The sequence below is a fragment of the [Zimmermannella] bifida NBRC 103089 genome, assembly GCF_001570925.1.
GTDB lineage: Bacteria > Actinomycetota > Actinomycetes > Actinomycetales > Microbacteriaceae > Gulosibacter > Gulosibacter bifidus.
The window spans coordinates 1-20,806 of the sequence record NZ_BCSP01000005.1; the positions used below are offsets into that span (position 1 = coordinate 1).

Below are 20,806 nucleotides of genomic sequence, written 5' to 3' on the forward strand. Positions count from 1 at the left end.
CGAATTCTGCTTGTGCAGATTGCTGGGATTCGAGGATAGTGGCCTTCCTTCGCTATGTGTTGGCAACTCTGTTCGAGGAATCGTGCCACTTCAGCACCAAGGGTATGAGGTTTGTGAAGTCATTCAATGGGGAACGGGTGCACTCAGAACGTATGATGTTCTCAAACGAATTTCACCGGGCACGTGTTTTCAAATGTCACAGAGTTGCCACTCAGACAATGGCTAGGGTTGGGTAATGCCAGACTTGCAGCCCGCTTCGCTCACGCTTGAAGGACTACTTGCAACCCTCCGAGGGCACTTACTGAGCCCACAACATGTCCTAGAACTCACCGTTCGTGAGATCGTTCTCGAGCGCGTTGAACTGCTCGGAGGAGAACCTGGCGAAGCGCAAGAGGGCGTCATCTATCTCGCTCCGATCCTGCCTGGATCACCAACTCCAGTGGCCGCTGCCGGTTTGCCTACAGTCGTGGTAGTCAGCGAGAAGGATCTGTCACAGGCTGAGGAAGATTTCCAAGATTCGATCGTCTTGGCAAAAGCTCCGTGGGTTAGCTGGAGCGAGCTCTTTCTCACGACAAGTCAACTGGTTGAGGTTGGTGCGTCACATCGAGCGGGTCAACCAGGTGCAGACTCGCTCATGGCATTAGCCGCTTCATTGGCTGAGATCTCGGGAAGCTCAATCACTATCGAAGACGCGCAAGGAAAACTCCTAGCATATTCAGCCACATCGCACACGACTGATGACATTCGTCGGCAAACCATTCTCAGTCGCGGGGTGCCTGAATGGCGAATCATGGAGCTTGAAGAAACTGGATTTCTTGCTCGTCTGAGAACAGCAGAGGACCTCGTGATTCGTCCGGCGACTGAATCTGCGCCAGCCCGTGTCGTGATGCCAGTTCGTGCACAGTCTCACTTGATCGGGTCGATTTGGGCTACGGAAGTGGCCGAATCTCGAATGACAGAGATACAACAAGTCTTTCGGGACGCATCACGAATCGCAGCACAACTCATGATCCGTGATGCTTGGTCGGCAGATCTCGAGCATGGCCGGCAACAGCAAATCATCGCCGAACTCTTTACTGGGACTGAGGAAATCGGCTCGGCAATGCGAGCATTGCGGGTGCCCGGTGATGGATTGTTTTGTGCTGTCAAATGGCCACGTTTGGAACAAGAACACCGACAAGCAAAGGCCCGGTTTTCAGTACGTGGACTGGCCGAAAATGCTTGGTTTCTTGCGGATGCATCAACGGAAGTGGCGTTGTTACAAGTTAAGAGTTCTGGAGGGCGCGAAGAACCCGAGGTTCAGGAGCTTCTGGATCAAACTGCGGTTGGGCTAGCGCGACTGCACCTTGACGGTCCCATCGCAGTAAGTCGCATGGGCGAGGCTAATGAGATCCGTACCTTGGTGCGGGAAGCTGCAGACATTTTTGCGGTGAGCAGTGTTTCGCGAGGAGGCAGACTCAACGATGTCGTTATGGCCTCGGACTATCGCTTTGGCTTGGCTCTGGCGAGGATGTTGCGAAGTGCTGACCGAGAGACATGGGGTGATATCACTCGGTTGATGCAGCCTCTTCGCGACAACGATGCAAAGAAACAAACCCAACTTGTTGAGACGCTTCGCGCCTACTGTCAGCATGACGGCAAGTTGACGGACACCGCACGTGACCTAGACATCCACAGCAATAGTTTGCGGTACCGACTTGCCCGAATTGAAGAACTTATCGGCGGCTCACTTCATGACCGCAACACGTTAACTGCGTTAAACCTGGGGCTGCTGCTCCAAGAGCTGGAGCTTGTCTAATTTTCCACCAATGAATCGTCGATACCTTGGGCAAACGTACGAAGCCGGTTCTTTAGTTGAGCCGTTCCCTAGGAAAGCACTGTTGAACTCGTTGAAGTTCTTGGAATTTGAGACGATGAGCGTGCATCGCGTCCGTAGGCTCTAACCAACTGCAACGACGCGAGGGAGCGAACGACATGGGCATGGCGCAACGACGGGCCAGCGCGATCAGTGAGATTGCGGCAATGGGGCTTATCGATGACGAGCAACCACTTGTGGGAATTGTCGACCTGGATACGATTCAAGAACGCGTGCAGGAGCTTAATCACGCCTTCTCGGGAACGAGCAAGACGCTACACACCATCGCCACCAAGTCGGCAACGCTGATCCCGCTACTCAAGGTGTTGCACGGTACCGGGCTCGGGTGTGAAGTTGCCAGTCCGGGCGAGCTTGCTATGGCCCAGGCTGCGGGATTTCAGCCACAACAGATGGTATTTGATTCGCCTGCAAAGACCATCGCAGAGTTGCGCAACGCCCTGCAACTCGGAATTGCCATCAACGTTGATAACTTTCAAGAGCTCGAACGTCTGGACGAACTGACAGCGGAATATTCACCAAAGGCTCGAATCGGGTTTCGTATTAACCCCCAGTCAGGTGCGGGGCGAATTGGGCCAATGAGTACTGCGACGTCAACGTCAAAGTTTGGTGTCGGCATTGAAGATGCGGGCATGTATTCCCAAATTGTGGAGGCGTACGTGCAGCGTCCCTGGCTCACCCAGTTGCACGTCCATAGCGGTTCACAAGGAATCTCCCTGGAGCAGATGGCGCAGGGGATCAAGAAACTTGTTGAGCTGGCTGACGCAATCGATGAGGCATGCGGTCGTCCGCGCATCACCCATATCGATATCGGTGGCGGATTGCCCGTGAACTTCGATGGCGATGAAGTATCACCAAACTTCTATGAATACCGGACGGTGCTCGATCATGTTGTACCAGATCTGTTTGATGGCCGACGAACGATCGTGACGGAATTCGGTCGCGCAATTCTCGCTAAGAGTGGATGCTTGATCTCGCGAGTTGAATACACGAAGACCACCGGTGGTCGGCCGATTGCAATTTCGCACGTGGGTGCTCAAATTGCTACCCGAACCGTTTTCATGCCAGAATCTTGGCCTCTGAGAGTGAGCGCTCATGACCCGACGGGCGCACTAAAGACCGACCAAGTCATCACCCAAGACATTGGCGGCCCATGCTGTTTTGCCGGTGACATGATCGCGCGTGAACGGTCGCTACCGCGACTAAAACAGGGTGACCTAATCGCGGTCCACGACACCGGCGCCTACTACTTTTCCAATCACTACAGCTATAACGCGTTACCTCGGCCCGCGGTGCTTATGCATTCACTTGCAGGTGATGCATTGCAGTGGAGGACCCTGAGAACCCCCGAAACCCTGGAGCAACTGCTTCATGCTGCTGGGGCAGCCCAGTAGCGAAACTCGTTAAGGAGACGGCAATGGTGCCGAAAAACGAAGCTTCACAGACCCCTCAATACGTAAGTGACACGACCCGGCCAAATGAGATTCTGCCGCAGGTCGACGAAGAAACTCAAAGCTCAAGCAACGCTTATGAACAGGAAGTAAGCAAAGGCCGTAAGCAGATCATCATAGGTCTTGCCATAACCGGAATCGTCTCGGCAATTGTTGGTGCGTTCGTTACCGACGGACCAAGCCTCTGGGGATTGCTGCCGATCTTGCTGTATTCCGCGCTTGCTTTGCTCGGAATGGACATCGTGATCGCAACAGTAGTAGCGATCACGGCCGGAGCGATCCTTGGCAAGGTGGGCGTCACTGACATCACCACACTTCTGGGTGAGTCGCTCGGTGACCAAATTACGATGATCGGTTTGATCATCATGCTGGGGTCCGGAGTCGGGGAGGTGCTCAAAACGACTGGAGCCGCGGAACGAATCGTTTCTGGCGTCATGCGTGTATTCGGTTCGCGAGGCAAAGTGACGCTCATCCTCGGCATCATGATGGCTTGCCTCGTCTTGGTAGCGAGTCTCGGAACGTTGGTCGGTGCGATTGCTATTGCGGCACCAATTCTTATTCCAGTCGCTGGGCGTGCGGGCTACACTCGCTCTGCAACCGCCGCGATGATGTTTGTTGGTGGTTGTGCTGGGCTTGCGTTGGCGCCATTTGCCGGTTCGAATATCGCGATCATGGAAGCAGCCGAGGTTTCGTACCTCGAATACTTGCTCTATGGGGCCGGGCCAATTGCCATTATCTCCATCGTGGTGGGCGTCCCGGTCGTACTGTGGATGCAAAAATGGACTAAATTCAAGAATGATTTCTACAGCGAATCTGAACTTGGTTATGTGGAAACGAGTGAGTTTCGCAACGCTGGGCGCGCAACGACATTCTTCTTGCTCGCGCTCCTGATCTCGGTTGTTTATGCGACAATCGCTTCGGCGGGAACGGCATTCCCTCTGCTCGCACTACCTGCCTTGGCAGTAGTTACCGGAATCGCTGGCGGCAAGCCGGTCCGAGAACTGCTGCAGGCCATTTACCGTGGCTGCTCGTCAATGGTGAGTATCTTCATTTTCTTCTGGATGCTTGGCGCGCTCTTCAAGATCATTGATTTGCTCGCGCCGTTTGACTACATCCTTGATACTTACGGAAAACAGCTGGAAAGCACGAGCCCGTTCGTGTTCACGATCATTATCGCGCTGCTCGGATGGGTCGGTGTGCCAGGCGCTACCGCGGCACAGGTGGTCTTGCTCGACAAAGTCTTCGGCAGTCTCGGATCAGCGATGGGAGTTTCAGCGGCATCCTGGACGGTCGTTCTGCTGTTTGCTTCGAAGGCTGACACATACGGGCCATTCCCGAACGGCAACATGATGGGTGTCATGGGGCTGGCACGATCAAAACAACTGAAGAACATGATGATTACCGGATGGCTGGTGCTCATTCCGGTAACGGTCACCTACTTCACGATGCTGTTCTTCCAAACGAGGTGATGAGACATGGCAACGACACTCATTGACAACGCGACAATTATTGATGGCACGGGAAGCTCGCGATTCCATGGCGCGATTGAAATTGATGGCAACCGTATCAAGAACGTTTGGCGCGGCCAGCCCGACGGTCGCAACGCTGCACAAGCTGATCAACGAATTGATGCGCAAGGGTATGTCTTGGCCCCTGGGTTTATCGACCTGCATTCACACGCCGATTTCACCATTCACGGCGGCCCAGCGGCTGAAACACAACTTGTACAAGGCGTGACAACAGCCCTCGTAGGAAACTGTGGCTCTTCACCGTTCCCGATCGATTCGATCGCACAAATCAAGCGAGACAAGTCCCATTTCGACCCGGAGTTTATCGGAGACTGGGTCGATGCTGCCGGATACGTTCAAGCAACCGATGAGGTTCATCCCGGAATCAACCTGGTGCTCCAACTCGGGTTGTCCTCGCTCAGGCATTTCGTGGTGGGCGACGAAGAACGCGCCGCAACAGATGCCGAGATTCTAGAAATGCAGCAAGAAATTCGGCGCGCTGCAGAAGCTGGGGTGCGTGGATTCTCTAGCGGATTGATCTACGCACCCGGATCATTCGCTTCGAAAGAAGAAATGATCGCGTTGGTGTCGACTGCGGCGGAGTGCGGATTGCTCTATTCGACGCACATGCGCAACGAGTCCGGGAAACTGTTGGAAGCAGTCGCTGAAGCGATTGACACAGCAGAACGGGCGGGCGCTCGACTCGAAATCTCACACCTGAAGGCAATGGGGCCAGAGAATCACGGCAAGCCGCGTGATGCCCTGCAGCTGGTGGAAGAAGCTCGCGACCGCAACGTAGATGTCACCGTTGACGTCTACCCGTACACCGCGTCCAGCACGACGCTAACTTCGAGGTTGCCGAGTTTTGCACTTGACGGGGGCAAGGCCGGTTTATTGGCTCAACTTGCCGATGAAGAATCTCGAGCCGCAATTGCCAGCGGACTGCGTGCCCGATTCGGCCGGGATGTCGACCCCGATGGAGTGTTGATTGCGAGCCTGGCACCAGCAGCCGGCGACCGCGATTACATCTCGTCTATCGGACTTTCGCTGACACAAATTGGTGCGAATGAAGGATGTAGCGCTGAAGAAGCTGCCATGCGTGTTCTGGAAGCCCACCAAGCAGGCGTTGCGATCGTGAATCACGCGATGGCCGATTCTGATGTCGAGTTCATCCTCAAACACCCATTGGTCGCTGTGGCGAGCGATGGGTGGAAGATGAAACGTCAGGGCGACGGGCGACCTCACCCGCGATCATTCGGAACATTCGTGCGCGTGCTCGGGCACTATAGTCGCGACCTGGGCATCATCAGCCTGGAAACGGCAGTCAAGAAGATGACACTGCAGCCAGCAGAGCGAATCGGACTGTCAGACCGCGGACAAATCCGCCCCGGCAATATCGCTGACCTTGTCTTGTTCGATCCGGAACGCGTTACTGACACCTCAACCTTCGACGACCCGTGGCAGTTGGCGGTTGGCATCGACCGTGTCTGGATCGCAGGTAAGGAAGCCGTCGTCGACGGAAAAATCACCGGTGAGCGCCATGGGCGGATTCTCTAGCAGCCCTAGTGCTCGCGGGGTTCGTCGTCTTCGTAGTTGCCGACGTCGGTTGAGCTCGAGGACATCATCACTGCCGGCACCATGGCCGTGATGCCCGGGCCAAATACCAAACCGAACGCCACCGCGAGATTGCGGGGAACGACGTTTACCGCATCCAACGAGTGCGTCATCGCGTCGATCGTGGTCCACACGACATAAACCACGATCCACGCAACGGCGAAACAAACGAGCATCCACCCAAACGCGGGCACGGTGCGTTTTGACCAGCCGCGGGGGAGTTGCCGAGCCAATTGCCGGTCGCGGCAGCGGCGCACCACAACAATGCTCGACGCCACACCTGCGACCAGCCAAGTGACCACCGGTACGAACCCCGCAAGCAGAGGAATGAACAGTGCGCCTGAAGCATGCGGATCGGTACCGAACAGTCGAGAGCAAGCGATTGCGGTTGCCGACACGACCGCCGCAATCAGCACAATCAACCAGGTCTTCGCCGGAACCGGGCGCAGCGTACGTTCATTCATGGCTTCAGGCTAACCTCCATCCATGCAGGAATCGCAGCAGTGGCAAGCCCTCACCCAAACCGTCGACGCACTATTCGGCGATACCGGATGCGCGTGGTGCGAAGAGCAGACCCACGAAACGCTGCTGCCGTACCTCATTGAAGAATCGGCTGAGCTGGTCGACGCGATTGAGACCGGCAGGACGGCAGACCTACGCGAAGAGCTCGGAGACGTGCTGTTTCAGGTCTGTTTTCACGCGAAGCTCGCCGAACGCGCTGGCGAATTCACGCTCGATGACGTGCTGCAGGAGCTTCGCGACAAGATCGTGCGGCGAAACCCCCACGTCTTCGGGCCCAACCCGACTCGCGAAATTTCCGAGATTCTCGAGCTGTGGCACGCAGCCAAAGCCGAAGAGAAACAGCACCGAACCTCGGTGCTCGACGGCGTCGCGTTCGGCATGCCCGCACTCGCACTTGCCGACAAAGTCATCGGCAAGGGCGAGCAAGTCGGGGTGAGCGCGCCGAACGACGAAATTGTCGAAGCCGATGACGCCGAGACCGCCTATGGTGAGGCGCTGCTCAACTCGGTGAGCGCCGCGCGGGCCGCCGGCATCGACCCTGAAGCGGCACTGCGCCGAGCAGTCCGCCGCCACGCCGAACGCATCCGCGAAGCCGAACAGGCTGCCGGCAACTAGTTGGTCGACTCCTGCAGCGACTTGGCGTACGCAACCACGTAAACCGCTCGGTCATCGAACCGGGAACGAGCTTGGCCACAGCGGCACGTCGCTGGGCCTGGGCTCCGTCGGTGGTCGTGTCGAATGCGCCCACGGTGATGCCCAACACGTGTTCGTCATGAGCGTGACCGGCTTCCATCGCAGTCACGGCTGGGTGACGTAGTTAGTGCAAATACATCTGGGCTCAGATTAATGAACGCGAATGACCTGCGGCCGTCGGTTTCATGAATTCCCGTTTGTTAGCGTGAATCTCGTTCCCCGCCGTGGCGCTCACGGCGACGACCCAGAGGCAGGACCCAAATGTCGACCGTTCTCGCACTGCACGCATCCACCATCGGTATTCCATTGCTCACGGGCGGCACGCTCGCACGACTTGCCGAGGCAGGCCAGCGAGTCGTGATCGTAACGCTGACCGGCGATCCGGCAGCCGAAATTGGCGAGCACCTGGGTGCAGCGCGAGTCGAGTCGCTCGGTTATGCCTTCTCACCGGGCGGGGCCTGCAACGTTCCCGAATCTGCTCTTGACGAGCTCGAAACACTATTGGCCGACGAAACGGACATTTCGCTCGTGCTCGGTTACGACAAGGGCGGGTTCGACCTCGAGCCCACGCACGCACTTGCGCACCGAATCGCAACGGAATTTGCCGCATCCCGCGGTGCCGCCCTGGTGAACGCGGCGATCCCGCGCGAAATGCTCAGCAAGGCGCACACCCTCGCGAAGATGCTCGGCCGCTCGACGCCGATTGACAACGAAGTACTCGACTCGTTGCCCACCAAATCGACAGTCGACTACCGCATCAACCCGCTCACTCACGTGCCCAAGAAATGGGATGCGGTCGCGGAACTTTCGCGAGGTACCGACCGGCTCTCGCAGATTCTCGCGAAGGTCATGCAACTGCCACGCATCATGATCGCGCCGATGTTCAAGACCGAATACTTCGTGAACGCGCCCGAATCACCCGCGCCGGTACCGGAGTACTTCACGGCGCTCTAGCAAACACGGCCAACATCACCGCGCTGCCTGCATGGTTCGAGGCGGGGCGGACGGCGCGAGGCTGCCTGGATGGTTCGAGGTGGCTGCGACAGCGGCCATAATGGAAGGCATGGCTACTCAGATCAATCCGCCGCGCGGTATGCGCGATTTCCTGCCAGCCGACAAACGCCGTCGCGAACGAGTGCTTGCCACCATCCGCGAGGCCTATGCGGCGCATGGATTCGATGAGATCGAAACGCCCGTCGTTGAAGACTCGGCCCGCTTGCACTCGGGCCTCGGCGGCGACAACGAAAAGCTGTCGTTCGCGGTCATGCGCCGCGGCCTCGACCAGGCGGTGCTGCAGGCTGCGGCCGACGCATCCGACCCGCTCGCGCTCAGCGACCTCGGGATGCGGTTCGACCTGACGGTGCCGCTGGCTCGGTTTATGGCGACCCACCGCGGAGAACTGCCGAGCGTGTTCCGCTCGCTGCAAATCGGCCCGGTTTGGCGTGCCGAACGCCCGCAGAAGGGGCGCTTCCGTCAGTTCGTGCAGTGCGATATCGACATCCTGGGGGAGTCCACGAACATCGCCGAAGCCGAGCTGCTGGTTGCCGCGTCGGACGCACTCAACCGCCTCGGGCTCAACAACTGCACGATCCGCGTCAACGACCGCCGCATCCTGAACGAACTGCTCGACTGGGCCGGGTTTAGCGCCGACGAGTGTGCGCAAGCACTCATCACCATCGACAAGCTCGACAAGATCGGTGTCGACGGCGTGGTCGCCGAACTTGCTGAAACAAATGCGGATGCGGCCGCTCGCGTTCGCGAGGCGCTCGAAGGTTGGGCGCCGGCCCTCGAAAACGGCATCGCGCTCGGCGACGTGCTCGAGTCGCTACCCGAAGGACTGCGTGAGTGCGAAGGCACTCGCGAAGCCGCCGCATCCCTCGCCGAAATTGCCGAAGCCGCCGCTGCCGGTGGCATGGTGACGCCAATGGTCTTTGACCCGTCGCTCGTGCGCGGTATGGGGTACTACACCGGCACGATTTTCGAAGCCGCACACCCCGAGTCTGGCTCGTCGGTCGGGGGCGGCGGTCGCTACGACGGCATGATCGGGCGCTTCCTCGGACAAGAAGTGCCCGCTTGCGGGTTCTCGATTGGGTTTGAACGAATCGTCGACCTCGTTGCCGAATCCGAAGACGCCGCTGGCGAAGCGGTGATCGTGCTCGTCGACAAGAAGATGCCCGTGGCCGATGTCATGGCGATCAAGCAGCGCCTGCTCGCTGACGGCCGTCGCGTGCGCGTTGAAAAGCGACCAAAGAACGTCCGTAACGTGCTGCAACGCGCGGTGGATGAGGGCTTCACGCACGTCGTGCACGCGCGCGACGCTGCCGGTGATCTCACACTCGAGCCGCTCACGCTCGAATCGCCCGCATAGGCCGCGCATCCAAACCACGAAACACCCACGCCCGAAACACGTAACCCTGACGGGGCAAAATACCCGGGAGTTCCGAAACTTTTTTCACCCGGTCGGTCGTTAGACTGACCATGCACAACGCAGTTGCCTACCTAAAGAGGAGCCCATGGTGCCGTTCATTACCGACGTATACGCCCGCGAAATTCTTGACTCGCGCGGAAACCCAACCGTTGAGGTTGAGGTAACCCTCGAAGACGGCACGATGGCTCGTGCTGCTGTGCCATCGGGCGCATCGACCGGTGCGTTCGAAGCGTACGAACTCCGCGACGGCGACGCTGACCGTTACCTCGGTAAGGGTGTCGAGAAGGCCGTTCAGGGCATCGCTGACGAGATCAGCCCAGCGCTCGAACTCTTCGACGCAACCGATCAGCGTGAGCTCGACGCCGAACTCATCGAACTCGACGGCACCCCGAACAAGGCACGCCTCGGTGCGAACGCTATCCTCGGTGTCTCGCTGGCAACCGCCAAGGCTGCTGCAGAGTCGATGGACATCTCGCTGTTCCGTTACGTCGGTGGCGTGAACGCACACATCCTGCCGGTGCCAATGATGAACATCATCAACGGTGGTGCACACGCTGACTCGGGCGTTGACGTACAGGAATTCATGATCCTGCCGATCGGTGCCGAAACCTTCCGCGAAGCCCTCCAGTGGGGTGCCGAGGTTTACCACCAGCTCAAGAAGACGATCTCGTCGAAGGGCCTGTCGACCGGTCTTGGCGACGAGGGTGGCTTCGCCCCGCACGTTGACTCGACCCGTGAGGCACTTGACCTGATCAAGGAAGCCATCGGCGAGACTCGCTTTGACTTCGGCCGCGACATCGTGCTCGGCCTCGACGTTGCCTCGACCGAGTTCTTCGAAAACGGTGTCTACAAGTTCGAAGGCAAGGAACTTTCGGGCGCCGAGATGACCGACTTCTACGAAGAGCTCATCAACGACTACCCGATCGTGACCATTGAAGACCCACTGGCCGAAGAAGACTGGGACGCCTACGCCGAGCTCACCGACCGCATCGGTGACCGCGTGCAGATCGTTGGTGACGACCTGTTCGTAACCAACCCAGAGCGCCTCGCCAAGGGCCTGGAAATCGGCGTTGCTAACTCGATCCTCGTGAAGGTCAACCAGATCGGTACCCTCACCGAGACGCTGGATGCAGTGTCGCTCGCCCAGCGCAACGGCTACACCGCAGTGCTCTCGCACCGCTCGGGCGAGACCGAAGACACCACGATCGCGCACCTGGCTGTTGCCACCAACTGCGGCCAGATCAAGACCGGTGCACCTGCACGTACCGACCGCGTCGCCAAGTACAACGAGCTCCTTCGCATCGAAGAAGAGCTCGGTTCGATAGCTCGCTACGCCGGTGCCGAGGCTTTCCCTCGCTACGAGCTGCCAGAGGCCTAAGCCTTAGCGCACTCACGGATGCGGCGGGTTGAGCAATTGCGCTCGGCCCGCCGTTTTCGACGTGTCGGGTTCGGTCACGCCACCTCCCAATTGCCACAACCTCGTGCGTGATGTGCGCAATCCCGACAAAACGCGCGACAATAGACAGAATGAAGCGGCCAACAGCAGAGCAGCCAACCGGTACCGAAACGGGACCGGTCGCATCCGTGCGCCCAAAACGCCGCATCGTCGCAAAGCGCCCAACCGGCGGATCGATGCTCATGCTCATCGCACTCATTGTGGGCGTCATGATCCTGGCACCAACCGTGCAACGAGTCATCAGCCAGCGGCAAGAGATCGCGCAAATTGAGCGCGATATTCAACAGGCCAACGAAGACATCAATCGCATCAAGGCCGACAACGCCCGCTGGAATGACCCCGCCTATGTGCGCGCAGAAGCCCGCGGACGCCTGCTGTTCGTGCAGCCGGGCGACACGACCTATGTCGTAATCGACTCGAGCCGCTCGAAACAGGTCGATGTACCCGCAGATCTCTCGGCCGAAGTGCACGAGACAAAGGCCGACCCGGTCGCGCTGTACGTTGACTCGCTTATCGGTGCGGATACCGCTGGCGCACCACACGAACCAATCGACGGTAAGACCGACCCAAACGCATCCACCGCGCCGCAAGGAGACCAATGAATCAGCCCATCCCCGGCACAATGACGCATGATGCTGCAACCGAACGCGACCTCGAGGTCATCACGCAGCAGCTTGGCCGCCCGGTTCGCGGTGTGCTCGGCATTGGCGCGCGCTGCATCTGCGGTAACCCGGTCGTGGTGGTGACCGCGCCGCGCCTTGAAGACGGCACGCCGTTCCCGACCATGTACTACCTGACGCATCCCGAAGCCACCGCAGAAATGTCGCGGCTCGAAGGCGCGCACCTCATGGTTGAAATGCAGGATGCATTGGCCAGCGACGAAGAGCTCAAAGCACAGTATCTGCGTGCTCACGAAACGTACCTGGCACAGCGCGAAGCGATCGCCCACGTCGAAGAGATCGCGCACGTAACCGCAGGCGGCATGCCCACTCGCGTGAAGTGCCTGCACGCGCTGGCAGGCCACGCGCTCGCCGCTGGTCCCGGTATCAACCCGATCGGTGACTGGGCACTTCGCGTTTCGGCGTGGAGCCCAAACGTCTGCAAGTGCCAGGATCCGGGCCCCGGCGCGACCCCGTAACCCCATACCGCGGGTGGAAAGTTCACCGACCATGAGGTTCGGTTCAACGCCCGGGTTTAAGCTAATTCAGATTGCTACAGCACGACTTGTATCAAGTAAGAGGAGTAAACGCGTGACGAAAATTCTGATCGTTGGCGGTGGATACGCGGGATTCGAGACCGCACGACGCCTTGAGCGCAAGCTCAACCCGGGCGAGGCGCAGGTAACCCTGGTTGACCCGCTGCCGTACATGACCTACCAGCCATTCCTGCCGGAGGTTGCGTCGGGCTCGATTGAGCCGCGTCACGCAGTCGTGTCGCACCGTCGTCACCTCAAGCGCACTCGCGTCATCACGGCCGAGGTCAGCAAGGTTGACCACGCGTCGAAGACCGCGACGATTACGCCAGCAACCGGCGACGCCTACACCCTCAAGTACGACGTTGTCGTGGTGACTGCCGGTGCCGTTTCGCGCACCTTCCCGATCCCCGGTATCGCCGAGAACGCAGTCGGTCTCAAGCACATCGAAGAGGCCGTTTGGGTACGCGACACCATGATCGACAACTTCAACCGTGCCTCGACCATGGCACCGGGCGCTGAGCGCAGCCGACTGCTGACCTTCGTTGTTGTTGGTGGCGGTTTCGCCGGTATCGAAGCGTTCGCCGAAATGCGTTCGCTCGCCACCTCGCTGCTGGCCGACTACCCGTCGCTGCAGTTCGACGACGTGCAGTTCCACCTCATCGAGGCAGCTCCGCGCATCATGCCTGAGGTTTCGGAAGACACCGCGCTGTGGGTCATCAAGCACCTCGCAGAGCGCGGCGCGACGGTGCACCTCAACACCCAGTGCACCTCGGCTGTTGACGGTGTTGTTGAGACCTCGAACGGTGACAAGTTCCCGACCGACGTCATCGTCTGGACTGCCGGCATGATGGCCAACCCGCTGGTTAAGGGCTTCACCGACCTGCCCGTCAACGAGCGCGGCAACGTACGCGCCCGCGCCGACCTGCGCATCGAAGGCGACAACGGCATCGTTGAAGACGCCTGGGCCGCCGGTGACGTGGCTGCAGTGCCCGACCTTTCGGGCGGTGGCGTCAACGGCTACTGCGTTCCAAACGCACAGCACGCCGTTCGCCAGGCACGCGTACTTGCCGACAACATCATCGCGACGCTTCGCGGCGACGCACCGACCGACTACTACCACGAGAACGCCGGCGCGGTTGCCGGTCTCGGCATGTGGTCGGGTGCGTTCCAGTCGGGCAAGACCGGTATCACCGGCCTGCTTGCTTGGCTCATGCACCGCGGCTACCACGGCGCCGCAATCCCAACCTACGAGCGCAAGATTCGTGTGTTCGGCGGCTGGGCTGGTCAGCTCGTACTCGGCCGCGACTTCGTGTCGATGAGCAAGGTGCGCGAGCCTAAGGCGTTCTTCGAGCGCTTTGCGGCACGTCCAAAGGCAGCACCTGCTGCAAAGGACGCGCCAGCAGCCAAGGCTGCACCGGCCGCTAAGGCTGCCTCAGCGAAGCCGGCTGCAGACAAGCCTGCGGCCGAGTCGAAGTAGTTCTAGCCGCGTCGTAGCGTAAGGACCTCATTGTTGCCGCCGTATCATTGGATGCGGCGGCAACACTTTCCCCTGATGGCCCAATTGGCAGAGGCACGCGACTTAAAATCGCGCAGTTGCGGGTTCGAGTCCCGCTCGGGGGACCACAACCACTGATGGGCTGGACGAATACATCGTCCAGCCCATCAGCGAGTTTCCGGGATGCAGTACCTCGGTTAACTAGCCGGCAAACGGTCCGTAGGTGGCGAGAATGTTGCCCCTCTGGGTGCGCTGCACATCGACCAGCGACAACCGAGTGGGAGCGATGCCGTCAAAGAGGCGACCACCGGACCCCGCGAGCGCCGGATGAATAATCAGCGTCAGCGCATCCATGAGCCCCGCTTCAACGCATTGGCGCACGATTGACATTGAACCCTGTACGGCAATGTCGCCGCCGGGCCGTGACTTGAGCTCGCGCACGAAATCCAGCAGGTCACCTCGGATGGCCGTGCGCGCTGGGCTAGTCGTCGGTCGCGGCCGCGAGCTGCGCAAAGAGTTCGTCGGTCGTGTCAAAGCGCAGCGCTTCGATCACGGTCGCGTGATTGCCCGACGCCTCCGAGCTCGTGTCGATGGCGTCAATCGGATCGACCTCGGGCGCCCCTGCGTCGGCGTCGTTATTCGCGGTACGCGCAACGGCATCGCCGAGGGCTTCATTGAGCGCCATGTCGAGCGAATCCAGGGCATCTTCACCGGCACTCACGACATCGAATGCGTCATCGCCGACCGGGCGAATGAACGCGCCGCCGATCAGCACGGCATCCGATCCCATCGGCCAGGCATTCGTCAACGCCGTCCAGACGTCCGCGGCGTGACTGACGCGCATCCGCACTCGATAGGCGCAATCGCTGCTGCGGTGCTGTGCATGCCAATCGGCCGGAATTTCCCAAAGTTGCATACCGCAAGCGTATGGCGTGCTGCCGTGCATTAGCTGTCGAGAGCGGGCTGCCAGGGCCAGCCGGGGCACCGCAGCTAGCCTGAACCCATGAGCGAACCCGTGCTGCAGCCCACCTCTGTACCGGTTGCCGAATTCCTGGCGACGGTACCCGAACGCCGCCAACCCGAAGCCGACGTACTGATCGACATGATGCGCCAGATTTCGGGCGAAGCACCACAAATGTGGGGACCGAGCATTATCGGTTTTGGCGAATACCACTACCGCTACGCCAACGGTCGCACCGGCACGACCGGGCGCATCGGCTTTAGCCCGCGCAAAGCGAAACTCAGCATCTATTTCATCGACGGGCTGGCGAACTACACCGACCTGCTCGAGCGGCTCGGCAAACACACCACGGCCGTCTCGTGCCTGTACGTAAACAAGCTCGCCGATATCGACCTCGACGTGCTGCGCGAGATGCTCGTTCGCTGCTGGCAGCGGGCAGGGGAGTTGGATGCACGCGGTCACGCCGACCCCACCCCGCGCGCCGACCGCATGGATCGTTCCGGCACCGCATCCACCAAACCGGCTGCTTCCGCAAACCCACCCCGCGCCGAGTCGTCGCGCCGCGACACCACGTACGAACCCGCCCCGGCAAACAATCAAGCCGCCGAGGCCGCTACGGGCATCAGCTGGCCGAACTGGCTGGCATTCTTTGCACAAATCGGTGCCAGCGAACTCGATCACACACAGATCGCGCAGCACGCGGCCGCTCACATTCGTGAGCACGGCGAATGCAGCAATCCCGACTGGTGGGCGCAGCACGTGACGATCGCCTACGAGCAGCAGACCGGTCGACGCAAGCCCGGTCAGCGCTGCGATGGCAACTTCTCGGTGTCGGCGTCGAAGACGCTGCCGGGGGAGTTCGATGCGCTGTGGCAGCGCTGGCAGGAGTTCATGCGCGACGCTGACAGCGACTCGGTGTCAGCGCGTGAGGGTGACCCAACGGTGAGCGCGACCGACACGTGGCGGTATTGGCGTGCATCCTTCGCCGATGGGTCGCGCACGGTCGTGAATTTTCGTGCCAAATCCGCCGAGTCGCCGCGCACCGTCATGCAGGTGCAGCAGGACAAGATCGTCCAAGAGCATGAGGTTGTTGCGTGGCGGTCCTACTGGAAAGGCAAACTGGCCGAGTTCGCCGCATTCGATAGTTAGACTGCCGCTATGGAACCGGCACAAATCGCAATTCTCGTCGCTATCGCTGTTGTTATTGTTGCGCTCATCGCGTGGGTTTTTGTTACGCGGGGAATCCTCAGCAAGAAACGCAACCGTGTTGATGAAGACTGGGATGCAATTCAGGTGCAGTTGAAGCGCCGTGCCGATCTGATTCCGGGGCTTGCCGAGGCGGTGCGCGAGTACGCCGATGGCAACAACCGTGCCTTCGCCGATGCCGACCAGGCTCGTGCCGCAACGCTGAGCGCTTCGTCACCGACGCAGATGTCCGAGGCCGAGAACCGCCTGCAGGGTTCGATGCGCGCGCTCTTTGGCGTGGCCCAGGCCTACCCGCAGCTCACCAGTGCCTCGCACTTTGTGCACCTGCAGAGTGACCTGGTGCAGACCGAAGACAAAATTCAGGCCGCTCGTCGCCGCTACAACGGCAGCGTGCGCGACTACAACGCGTCGGTCAAGCGCTTCCCAAACAAGATGCTGGCGGGCATGTTTAACCACTCGCAGCGCGAATTCTTTGAGGTCGCCGACCGTGCCGCCATCGCTGAGCCGCCGCGGGTGCAGTTCTAATGGCATCAACGCAATCCTCACCAGCACGTCACGAAACCGAAGCCGACCTCGTTTCGCGCCCGGTGCGCATTGCCGCCGCCTGGTCGTGGCGCTGGATCGTCATCGTCATCGGCGCCCTGCCGATCATTTGGCTGCTGAGCCACACCTCGATCATCGTGATCCCGCTGGCCGTGGCGCTGCTGATCACGGCGCTGCTGGTACCGCTGACGAACTTCTTGCGCAACCGCTGGAAGTGGCCGAAGGGCTTGGCGCTCGTTGCCGCACTCATCGCACTGTTCGCCAGTGTGGGGCTGCTCATCAACTTGGCGCTGGTCGCTTTCCGCACCGGCCACCAGCTCGATTTCACCATGCTGCGGGCCCGCTACGACGAGTTCATCGGCTGGGTCAACACCACCCCGCTGAAGGTCTCAGAAGACCAGCTGAACCAGTGGTTCAGTAAGGGCATTGAGTGGCTCGAAACAAACAGCGGCACGCTGCTGCAATCCGCGCTCTCGGCCGGTAGCACGGTCGCATCGATCCTCACCGGCTCGGTCGTGGTGCTGTTCGCCGTGATCTTCTATCTGCTCGACGGTCGCCGTATCTGGCTGTTCGTCGTCTCATTCTTCCCGCAGGCTGCCCGTGCTGCGGTGGATGGGGCTGGCGAGCGTGCTTGGATCTCCACCGGTCAGTACGTGCGCGTGCAGGTTGTTGTGGCACTGATTGACGCGATCGGTATCTTCATCGGTGCGGTAATCCTGAACGTGCCCTACGCGCTCGCGATCGGCATTATCGTGTTCCTGGCCGCGTTCGTGCCGCTGATCGGTGCGTTCTTGTCGGGTGCGCTCGCCGTGGTGATCGCTCTGGTTGCAAACGGTCTGGTGAACGCGCTCATCATGCTGGTGATCGTGGTCGCGGTAATGGCGATCGAAGCGAACATCTTGCAGCCGCTCATCATGGGGCAGGCCGTGCAGCTGCACCCTCTGGCTGTGCTGCTCTCGGTGAGTGCCGGTTCGATCTTTGCCGGCATCGCCGGTGCCGTGGTTGCCGTACCGCTGGTTGCCGCCATCAAGGTGATGGTCAAGTACATCAACTCGGGCAAGTGGCGAGACGATCCCGACCCCACAATCGGGCTGAGCGATGACGAAGATCGGTACCGGGTTCCCGTTCGGTCACCGATTCGTGCCAAAATTGAAGCGATCGCCGAACACATTGAGGCGAAACACACAGCAGATCCCGATACGCCAGCACCCCGGGCCTAGCGAGACCGCGCAGCACATCCCGCTGCCCGTGCATCCCCGCCAACCTGCCGTGCCCCCTGCCGTAGCCGGCATCGCAAATCACGGTCAGTACGCGGCCACCATCGTCTTCCTGGCGATCTCCACACACTGGTCGGCGCATCCGCCCCGCGTAGCCGCACCGACCGCCCCTGACTTCAACGCAATGAATTGAGCAATCGCAAGTGACTGAAACTCCCGACCTGACGTTCGTTCCCACGCTGCAGCATGTCCGTGAGGCGCGTGCGATTGTGCGCCAGACGACGACGACAACGCCACTGGATTCGGCCAGGTTCCTGCGCGAATACATCGGCAGCCCCGTGTTCTTGAAGGCCGAAAACATGCAGCGCACCGGTTCGTACAAGATTCGTGGTGCCACGTACCGTTTGTCGCAGTTGAGCGAGGATGAACGTGCTCGCGGTGTCGTTGCGGCCTCGGCTGGTAACCACGCGCAGGGTGTGGCGTTTGCGGCGCGCGAACTCGGCATCCCGGCAACGATCTTCATGCCCGTTGGCGTGCCGATTCCAAAGCTTGAAGCCACGAAGTCATACGGCGCGAATATCGAACTGGTAGGCAACAACGTCGCCGAAGCGCTCGAAGGCGCAAAGAAGTTTGCCGCCGAAACCGGCGCCGTATTCATCCACCCCTACGACCACCCGGATGTCATCACCGGTCAGGGCACGCTCGCACTCGACTTGGTCGACCAACTGCCCGAAATCGACACGGTGATCGTGCCGATCGGTGGCGGTGGGCTCGCCGCAGGTGTGTCGTCGACATTGAAGCAGCTTGCAGCGGATGCGGGTCGAAACGTTCGCGTCATCGGCGTGCAGGCCGCGAATTCGGCGCCGTTCCCGGTGTCGTTGCGTGAAGGACGACGCCAAAAGATTGAAGCGCGCGCAACGATTGCCGACGGTATTGCCGTTGCCGAACCGGGCGAACTCACCTTCGAGCTCGTGAAGAACTACGTTGACGAGATCGTCACGGTCACCGAGGGCGAGATCGCGCGCGCAATTCTGCTGCTGCTCGAGCGCGGCAAGCTTGTCGTTGAAGCTGCTGGCGCGACCACCGTCGCGGCGATCATTGCCGGCCACGTCAAGGACTCGGGCAACACGGTTGCCGTGCTCAGCGGCGGCAATATCGACCCGATGATGCTCGAAAAGGTCATCGCTCAGGGTCTGACCGCATCGGATCGCTACCTCAAGCTCAACATCGCCCTGCACGACGTGCCGGGCCACCTGGCGCGAATCTCAACGATCCTCGCCGACATTAACGCCAACGTCATCGAAGTGCTGCACACTCGCCACAACAAGGCGCTGCAGCTTACGCATGTCGAGCTCGACATCTCGGTCGAAACTCGCGGCACCGAGCACGCCCAAGAAGTGCTCGCCGCGTTGCGAGCGGCCGGATACGACCCGCGGGTGGACCGGAACGCGACGCCGTAACCTGGCGCGGGCATCCGCATCCGGGCCGCAAGTTTGCGTTAAGAAACCCTGCGCCAATACGAAACTGGCGCCGCACCCAACGGGGGAGCGGCGCCAGTTTTCGTTCTGGTTATTACCGGTCTGCGGATGCAGTGCCTCGTTAGGCGCGGAAGGTTTCGACGCCGGTGATGGTCACTTCGATCTCATTGCCGTTCGGAGCCGGGTACGTGGCGCTTTCGCCAATCTTGAGGCCTTCAATGGCCTTACCGACCGGGCTTTCTGGCGAGAACACGCGCAGGTCCGTTTCGCTCGCGAGCTCGGTGCTGGCGAACAGGAACTTCTGTGGGCGGCCGGCGATCGTTGCTTCGACGACGGTGCCGAGTTCGACGACGCCCTTAGCCTCGGGCGCTTCGCGGACCTCAGCGGTCTTCAGGAGTGCCTCGAGCTCGACGATGCGCGATTCAATCTGACCCTGCTCATCCTTCGCAGCGTGGTAACCGGCGTTCTCTTTCAGGTCGCCGTCCTCGCGTGCCTCCTGGATCTCCTTGGCGATCTCGACGCGACGCGTCGTGGTCAGCCATTCGAGTTCCTCAGCGAAGCGGTCGTAGGCAGCCTGCGTCAGCCACACGGGTTCGGAAGTGGTCATGGTAATTGCTCCTTATATACAGCAAAGCCCCGACCACCGTCAGGGCTTAATACTGCGATTATAGCGGGTTGTACCGATTACGACGGTTAACGAACCCAACATTCTTCAATAATCGCGGTGTCGGCCGCCTGCGTGGTTTGCAATACTACGGTGACGGTTTGGTGCTGGTGATCCACCGGCTCGAGCTCGACGACCTTGTAGCCAACCGTGGTCGAGACGCGGTTTTCGGCTTCGGCGACACACGCGAGTGCCGTGCCCGGCTGTGCTGAGACGCGGGCAGTGACTTCGACCTCAGCATCAGAGATGACGTTGAAGCGCCCGGTCTGGGTTTCGATGGATGCACCTGGCGAGAGCATGGTGCTGAACCAGAAATACAGCACGCCCAGCGTCATGATGCCGACGACCACCCATACCAGCCACTGCGGCAAATGTGTCGAACGGTTACGCCCGTAGCGGTTATCAAGGTCAGACACTGAACCATCCCTCTAAGCTCAATAGGTACTGCCCTCAGCCTAGCCGTACCCGACCTGGCTGGATGCATCGCTCACCGTTAAGGAGA

Annotated in this window: 20 protein-coding genes and 1 tRNA gene; 16 read left to right on the plus strand and 5 right to left on the minus strand. The window is 60.1% G+C overall.

Annotation, left to right across the window (positions count from 1 at the left end; genetic code table 11):
* Positions 1–235: 235 nt before the first annotated feature.
* The 4 genes from ZBI01S_RS09525 (at position 236) to ZBI01S_RS05400 (ending at position 6,389) form a co-directional block, all read left to right on the plus strand.
* Positions 236–1,798: a PucR family transcriptional regulator gene (locus ZBI01S_RS09525; protein WP_083524538.1), complete on the plus strand. Its 1,563-nt coding sequence runs from the start codon at positions 236–238 to the stop codon at positions 1,796–1,798.
* Positions 1,799–1,974: 176 nt separating this feature from the next.
* A complete protein-coding gene (locus tag ZBI01S_RS05390) occupies positions 1,975–3,267 on the plus strand; it encodes a type III PLP-dependent enzyme domain-containing protein (RefSeq protein WP_066057495.1) in 1,293 nt (430 codons plus the stop codon).
* Positions 3,268–3,290: 23 nt separating this feature from the next.
* Positions 3,291–4,793 carry a Na+/H+ antiporter NhaC family protein gene (locus ZBI01S_RS05395; RefSeq protein WP_083524539.1) on the plus strand — a complete coding sequence of 501 codons (1,503 nt, stop codon included), beginning with the start codon at positions 3,291–3,293 and terminating at the stop codon, positions 4,791–4,793.
* Positions 4,794–4,799: 6 nt separating this feature from the next.
* A complete protein-coding gene (locus ZBI01S_RS05400; RefSeq protein WP_066057498.1) occupies positions 4,800–6,389 on the plus strand; it encodes an N-acyl-D-amino-acid deacylase family protein in 1,590 nt (529 codons plus the stop codon).
* A 5-nt stretch (positions 6,390–6,394) separates the two neighbouring features.
* Here the strand turns inward: ZBI01S_RS05400 and ZBI01S_RS05405 are convergent, their stop codons facing one another.
* A complete protein-coding gene (locus ZBI01S_RS05405) occupies positions 6,395–6,910 on the minus strand; it encodes a hypothetical protein (RefSeq protein ID WP_066057503.1) in 516 nt (171 codons plus the stop codon).
* A gap of 22 nt (positions 6,911–6,932) precedes the next feature.
* Between ZBI01S_RS05405 and ZBI01S_RS05410 the strand changes: the two genes are divergently transcribed.
* The 8 genes from ZBI01S_RS05410 to ZBI01S_RS05445 all read left to right on the plus strand — a co-directional run bounded on the left by ZBI01S_RS05410 (position 6,933) and on the right by ZBI01S_RS05445 (position 14,363).
* Positions 6,933–7,583 carry a nucleoside triphosphate pyrophosphohydrolase gene (locus tag ZBI01S_RS05410; protein ID WP_066057507.1) on the plus strand — a complete coding sequence of 217 codons (651 nt, stop codon included), beginning with the start codon at positions 6,933–6,935 and terminating at the stop codon, positions 7,581–7,583.
* Between the two features lie 339 nt (positions 7,584–7,922).
* Positions 7,923–8,615 carry a PIG-L deacetylase family protein gene (locus tag ZBI01S_RS05415; protein ID WP_066057510.1) on the plus strand — a complete coding sequence of 231 codons (693 nt, stop codon included), beginning with the start codon at positions 7,923–7,925 and terminating at the stop codon, positions 8,613–8,615.
* A 109-nt stretch (positions 8,616–8,724) separates the two neighbouring features.
* On the plus strand, positions 8,725–10,029 hold the full coding sequence (hisS, locus tag ZBI01S_RS05420; RefSeq protein ID WP_066057794.1) for a histidine--tRNA ligase: 1,305 nt from the start codon (positions 8,725–8,727) through the stop codon (positions 10,027–10,029).
* A 145-nt stretch (positions 10,030–10,174) separates the two neighbouring features.
* On the plus strand, positions 10,175–11,467 hold the full coding sequence (gene eno, locus ZBI01S_RS05425) for a phosphopyruvate hydratase (RefSeq protein WP_066057513.1): 1,293 nt from the start codon (positions 10,175–10,177) through the stop codon (positions 11,465–11,467).
* A 149-nt stretch (positions 11,468–11,616) separates the two neighbouring features.
* Entirely contained in the window at positions 11,617–12,147 is a 531-nt protein-coding gene (locus ZBI01S_RS05430; protein WP_066057516.1) for an FtsB family cell division protein, read from the plus strand.
* Positions 12,144–12,683: a DUF501 domain-containing protein gene (locus ZBI01S_RS05435; RefSeq protein WP_245610545.1), complete on the plus strand. Its 540-nt coding sequence runs from the start codon at positions 12,144–12,146 to the stop codon at positions 12,681–12,683. Before ZBI01S_RS05430 ends, ZBI01S_RS05435 begins: the two co-directional genes overlap by 4 nt.
* A 112-nt stretch (positions 12,684–12,795) precedes the next feature.
* The gene (locus tag ZBI01S_RS05440; protein WP_066057518.1) at positions 12,796–14,217 is read left to right on the plus strand and encodes an NAD(P)/FAD-dependent oxidoreductase; all 1,422 of its coding nucleotides are present in this window, start codon (positions 12,796–12,798) and stop codon (positions 14,215–14,217) included.
* A gap of 69 nt (positions 14,218–14,286) precedes the next feature.
* Positions 14,287–14,363 (plus strand) — tRNA-Leu (locus ZBI01S_RS05445).
* Between the two features lie 73 nt (positions 14,364–14,436).
* On the opposite strand, the gene ZBI01S_RS05450 is transcribed toward ZBI01S_RS05445, so the two are convergent.
* Both ZBI01S_RS05450 and ZBI01S_RS09950 read right to left on the minus strand, forming a co-directional pair.
* Positions 14,437–14,769 carry a dihydrofolate reductase family protein gene (locus ZBI01S_RS05450; protein ID WP_083524541.1) on the minus strand — a complete coding sequence of 111 codons (333 nt, stop codon included), beginning with the start codon at positions 14,767–14,769 and terminating at the stop codon, positions 14,437–14,439.
* Positions 14,717–15,151, minus strand: coding sequence for a hypothetical protein (locus tag ZBI01S_RS09950; RefSeq protein ID WP_083524542.1), 435 nt, complete (start codon positions 15,149–15,151; stop codon positions 14,717–14,719). The genes ZBI01S_RS05450 and ZBI01S_RS09950 overlap by 53 nt, the downstream gene beginning before the upstream one ends.
* An 87-nt stretch (positions 15,152–15,238) precedes the next feature.
* Between ZBI01S_RS09950 and ZBI01S_RS10180 the strand changes: the two genes are divergently transcribed.
* The 4 genes from ZBI01S_RS10180 (at position 15,239) to ilvA (ending at position 19,622) form a co-directional block, all read left to right on the plus strand.
* The gene (locus tag ZBI01S_RS10180; RefSeq protein ID WP_083524543.1) at positions 15,239–16,345 is read left to right on the plus strand and encodes a DUF1801 domain-containing protein; all 1,107 of its coding nucleotides are present in this window, start codon (positions 15,239–15,241) and stop codon (positions 16,343–16,345) included.
* 9 nt (positions 16,346–16,354) lie between these two features.
* Positions 16,355–16,927: a LemA family protein gene (locus ZBI01S_RS05465; RefSeq protein WP_066057526.1), complete on the plus strand. Its 573-nt coding sequence runs from the start codon at positions 16,355–16,357 to the stop codon at positions 16,925–16,927.
* Complete coding sequence (locus tag ZBI01S_RS05470; protein WP_066057529.1) at positions 16,927–18,165, plus strand: AI-2E family transporter; 1,239 nt, start codon at positions 16,927–16,929, stop codon at positions 18,163–18,165. Before ZBI01S_RS05465 ends, ZBI01S_RS05470 begins: the two co-directional genes overlap by 1 nt.
* 200 nt (positions 18,166–18,365) lie before the next feature.
* On the plus strand, positions 18,366–19,622 hold the full coding sequence (gene ilvA / locus ZBI01S_RS05475) for a threonine ammonia-lyase (RefSeq protein ID WP_066057531.1): 1,257 nt from the start codon (positions 18,366–18,368) through the stop codon (positions 19,620–19,622).
* 139 nt (positions 19,623–19,761) lie between these two features.
* Here ilvA and greA read toward each other — a convergent pair whose 3' ends face one another.
* Together greA and ZBI01S_RS05485 are read right to left on the minus strand one after the other, a co-directional pair.
* Positions 19,762–20,247 carry a transcription elongation factor GreA gene (gene greA / locus ZBI01S_RS05480; RefSeq protein ID WP_066057534.1) on the minus strand — a complete coding sequence of 162 codons (486 nt, stop codon included), beginning with the start codon at positions 20,245–20,247 and terminating at the stop codon, positions 19,762–19,764.
* An 86-nt stretch (positions 20,248–20,333) separates the two neighbouring features.
* Complete coding sequence (locus ZBI01S_RS05485) at positions 20,334–20,720, minus strand: DUF4307 domain-containing protein (RefSeq protein WP_159421413.1); 387 nt, start codon at positions 20,718–20,720, stop codon at positions 20,334–20,336.
* Positions 20,721–20,806 lie beyond the last annotated feature (86 nt).

What these genes read in the sequence shown, in the direction of transcription:
- ZBI01S_RS09525 (WP_083524538.1), top strand. Translation starts at nt 236, where the DNA reads ATGCCAGACTTGCAGCCCGCTTCGCTCACGCTTGAAGGACTACTTGCA.
- ZBI01S_RS05390 (WP_066057495.1), top strand. Translation starts at nt 1,975, where the DNA reads ATGGGCATGGCGCAACGACGGGCCAGCGCGATCAGTGAGATTGCGGCA.
- ZBI01S_RS05395 (WP_083524539.1), top strand. Translation starts at nt 3,291, where the DNA reads ATGGTGCCGAAAAACGAAGCTTCACAGACCCCTCAATACGTAAGTGAC.
- ZBI01S_RS05400 (WP_066057498.1), top strand. Translation starts at nt 4,800, where the DNA reads ATGGCAACGACACTCATTGACAACGCGACAATTATTGATGGCACGGGA.
- ZBI01S_RS05405 (WP_066057503.1), bottom strand. Translation starts at nt 6,910, where the DNA reads ATGAATGAACGTACGCTGCGCCCGGTTCCGGCGAAGACCTGGTTGATT.
- ZBI01S_RS05410 (WP_066057507.1), top strand. Translation starts at nt 6,933, where the DNA reads ATGCAGGAATCGCAGCAGTGGCAAGCCCTCACCCAAACCGTCGACGCA.
- ZBI01S_RS05415 (WP_066057510.1), top strand. Translation starts at nt 7,923, where the DNA reads ATGTCGACCGTTCTCGCACTGCACGCATCCACCATCGGTATTCCATTG.
- hisS (WP_066057794.1), top strand. Translation starts at nt 8,725, where the DNA reads ATGGCTACTCAGATCAATCCGCCGCGCGGTATGCGCGATTTCCTGCCA.
- eno (WP_066057513.1), top strand. Translation starts at nt 10,175, where the DNA reads ATGGTGCCGTTCATTACCGACGTATACGCCCGCGAAATTCTTGACTCG.
- ZBI01S_RS05430 (WP_066057516.1), top strand. Translation starts at nt 11,617, where the DNA reads ATGAAGCGGCCAACAGCAGAGCAGCCAACCGGTACCGAAACGGGACCG.
- ZBI01S_RS05435 (WP_245610545.1), top strand. Translation starts at nt 12,144, where the DNA reads ATGAATCAGCCCATCCCCGGCACAATGACGCATGATGCTGCAACCGAA.
- ZBI01S_RS09950 (WP_083524542.1), bottom strand. Translation starts at nt 15,151, where the DNA reads ATGCAACTTTGGGAAATTCCGGCCGATTGGCATGCACAGCACCGCAGC.
- ZBI01S_RS10180 (WP_083524543.1), top strand. Translation starts at nt 15,239, where the DNA reads ATGAGCGAACCCGTGCTGCAGCCCACCTCTGTACCGGTTGCCGAATTC.
- ZBI01S_RS05465 (WP_066057526.1), top strand. Translation starts at nt 16,355, where the DNA reads ATGGAACCGGCACAAATCGCAATTCTCGTCGCTATCGCTGTTGTTATT.
- ZBI01S_RS05470 (WP_066057529.1), top strand. Translation starts at nt 16,927, where the DNA reads ATGGCATCAACGCAATCCTCACCAGCACGTCACGAAACCGAAGCCGAC.
- greA (WP_066057534.1), bottom strand. Translation starts at nt 20,247, where the DNA reads ATGACCACTTCCGAACCCGTGTGGCTGACGCAGGCTGCCTACGACCGC.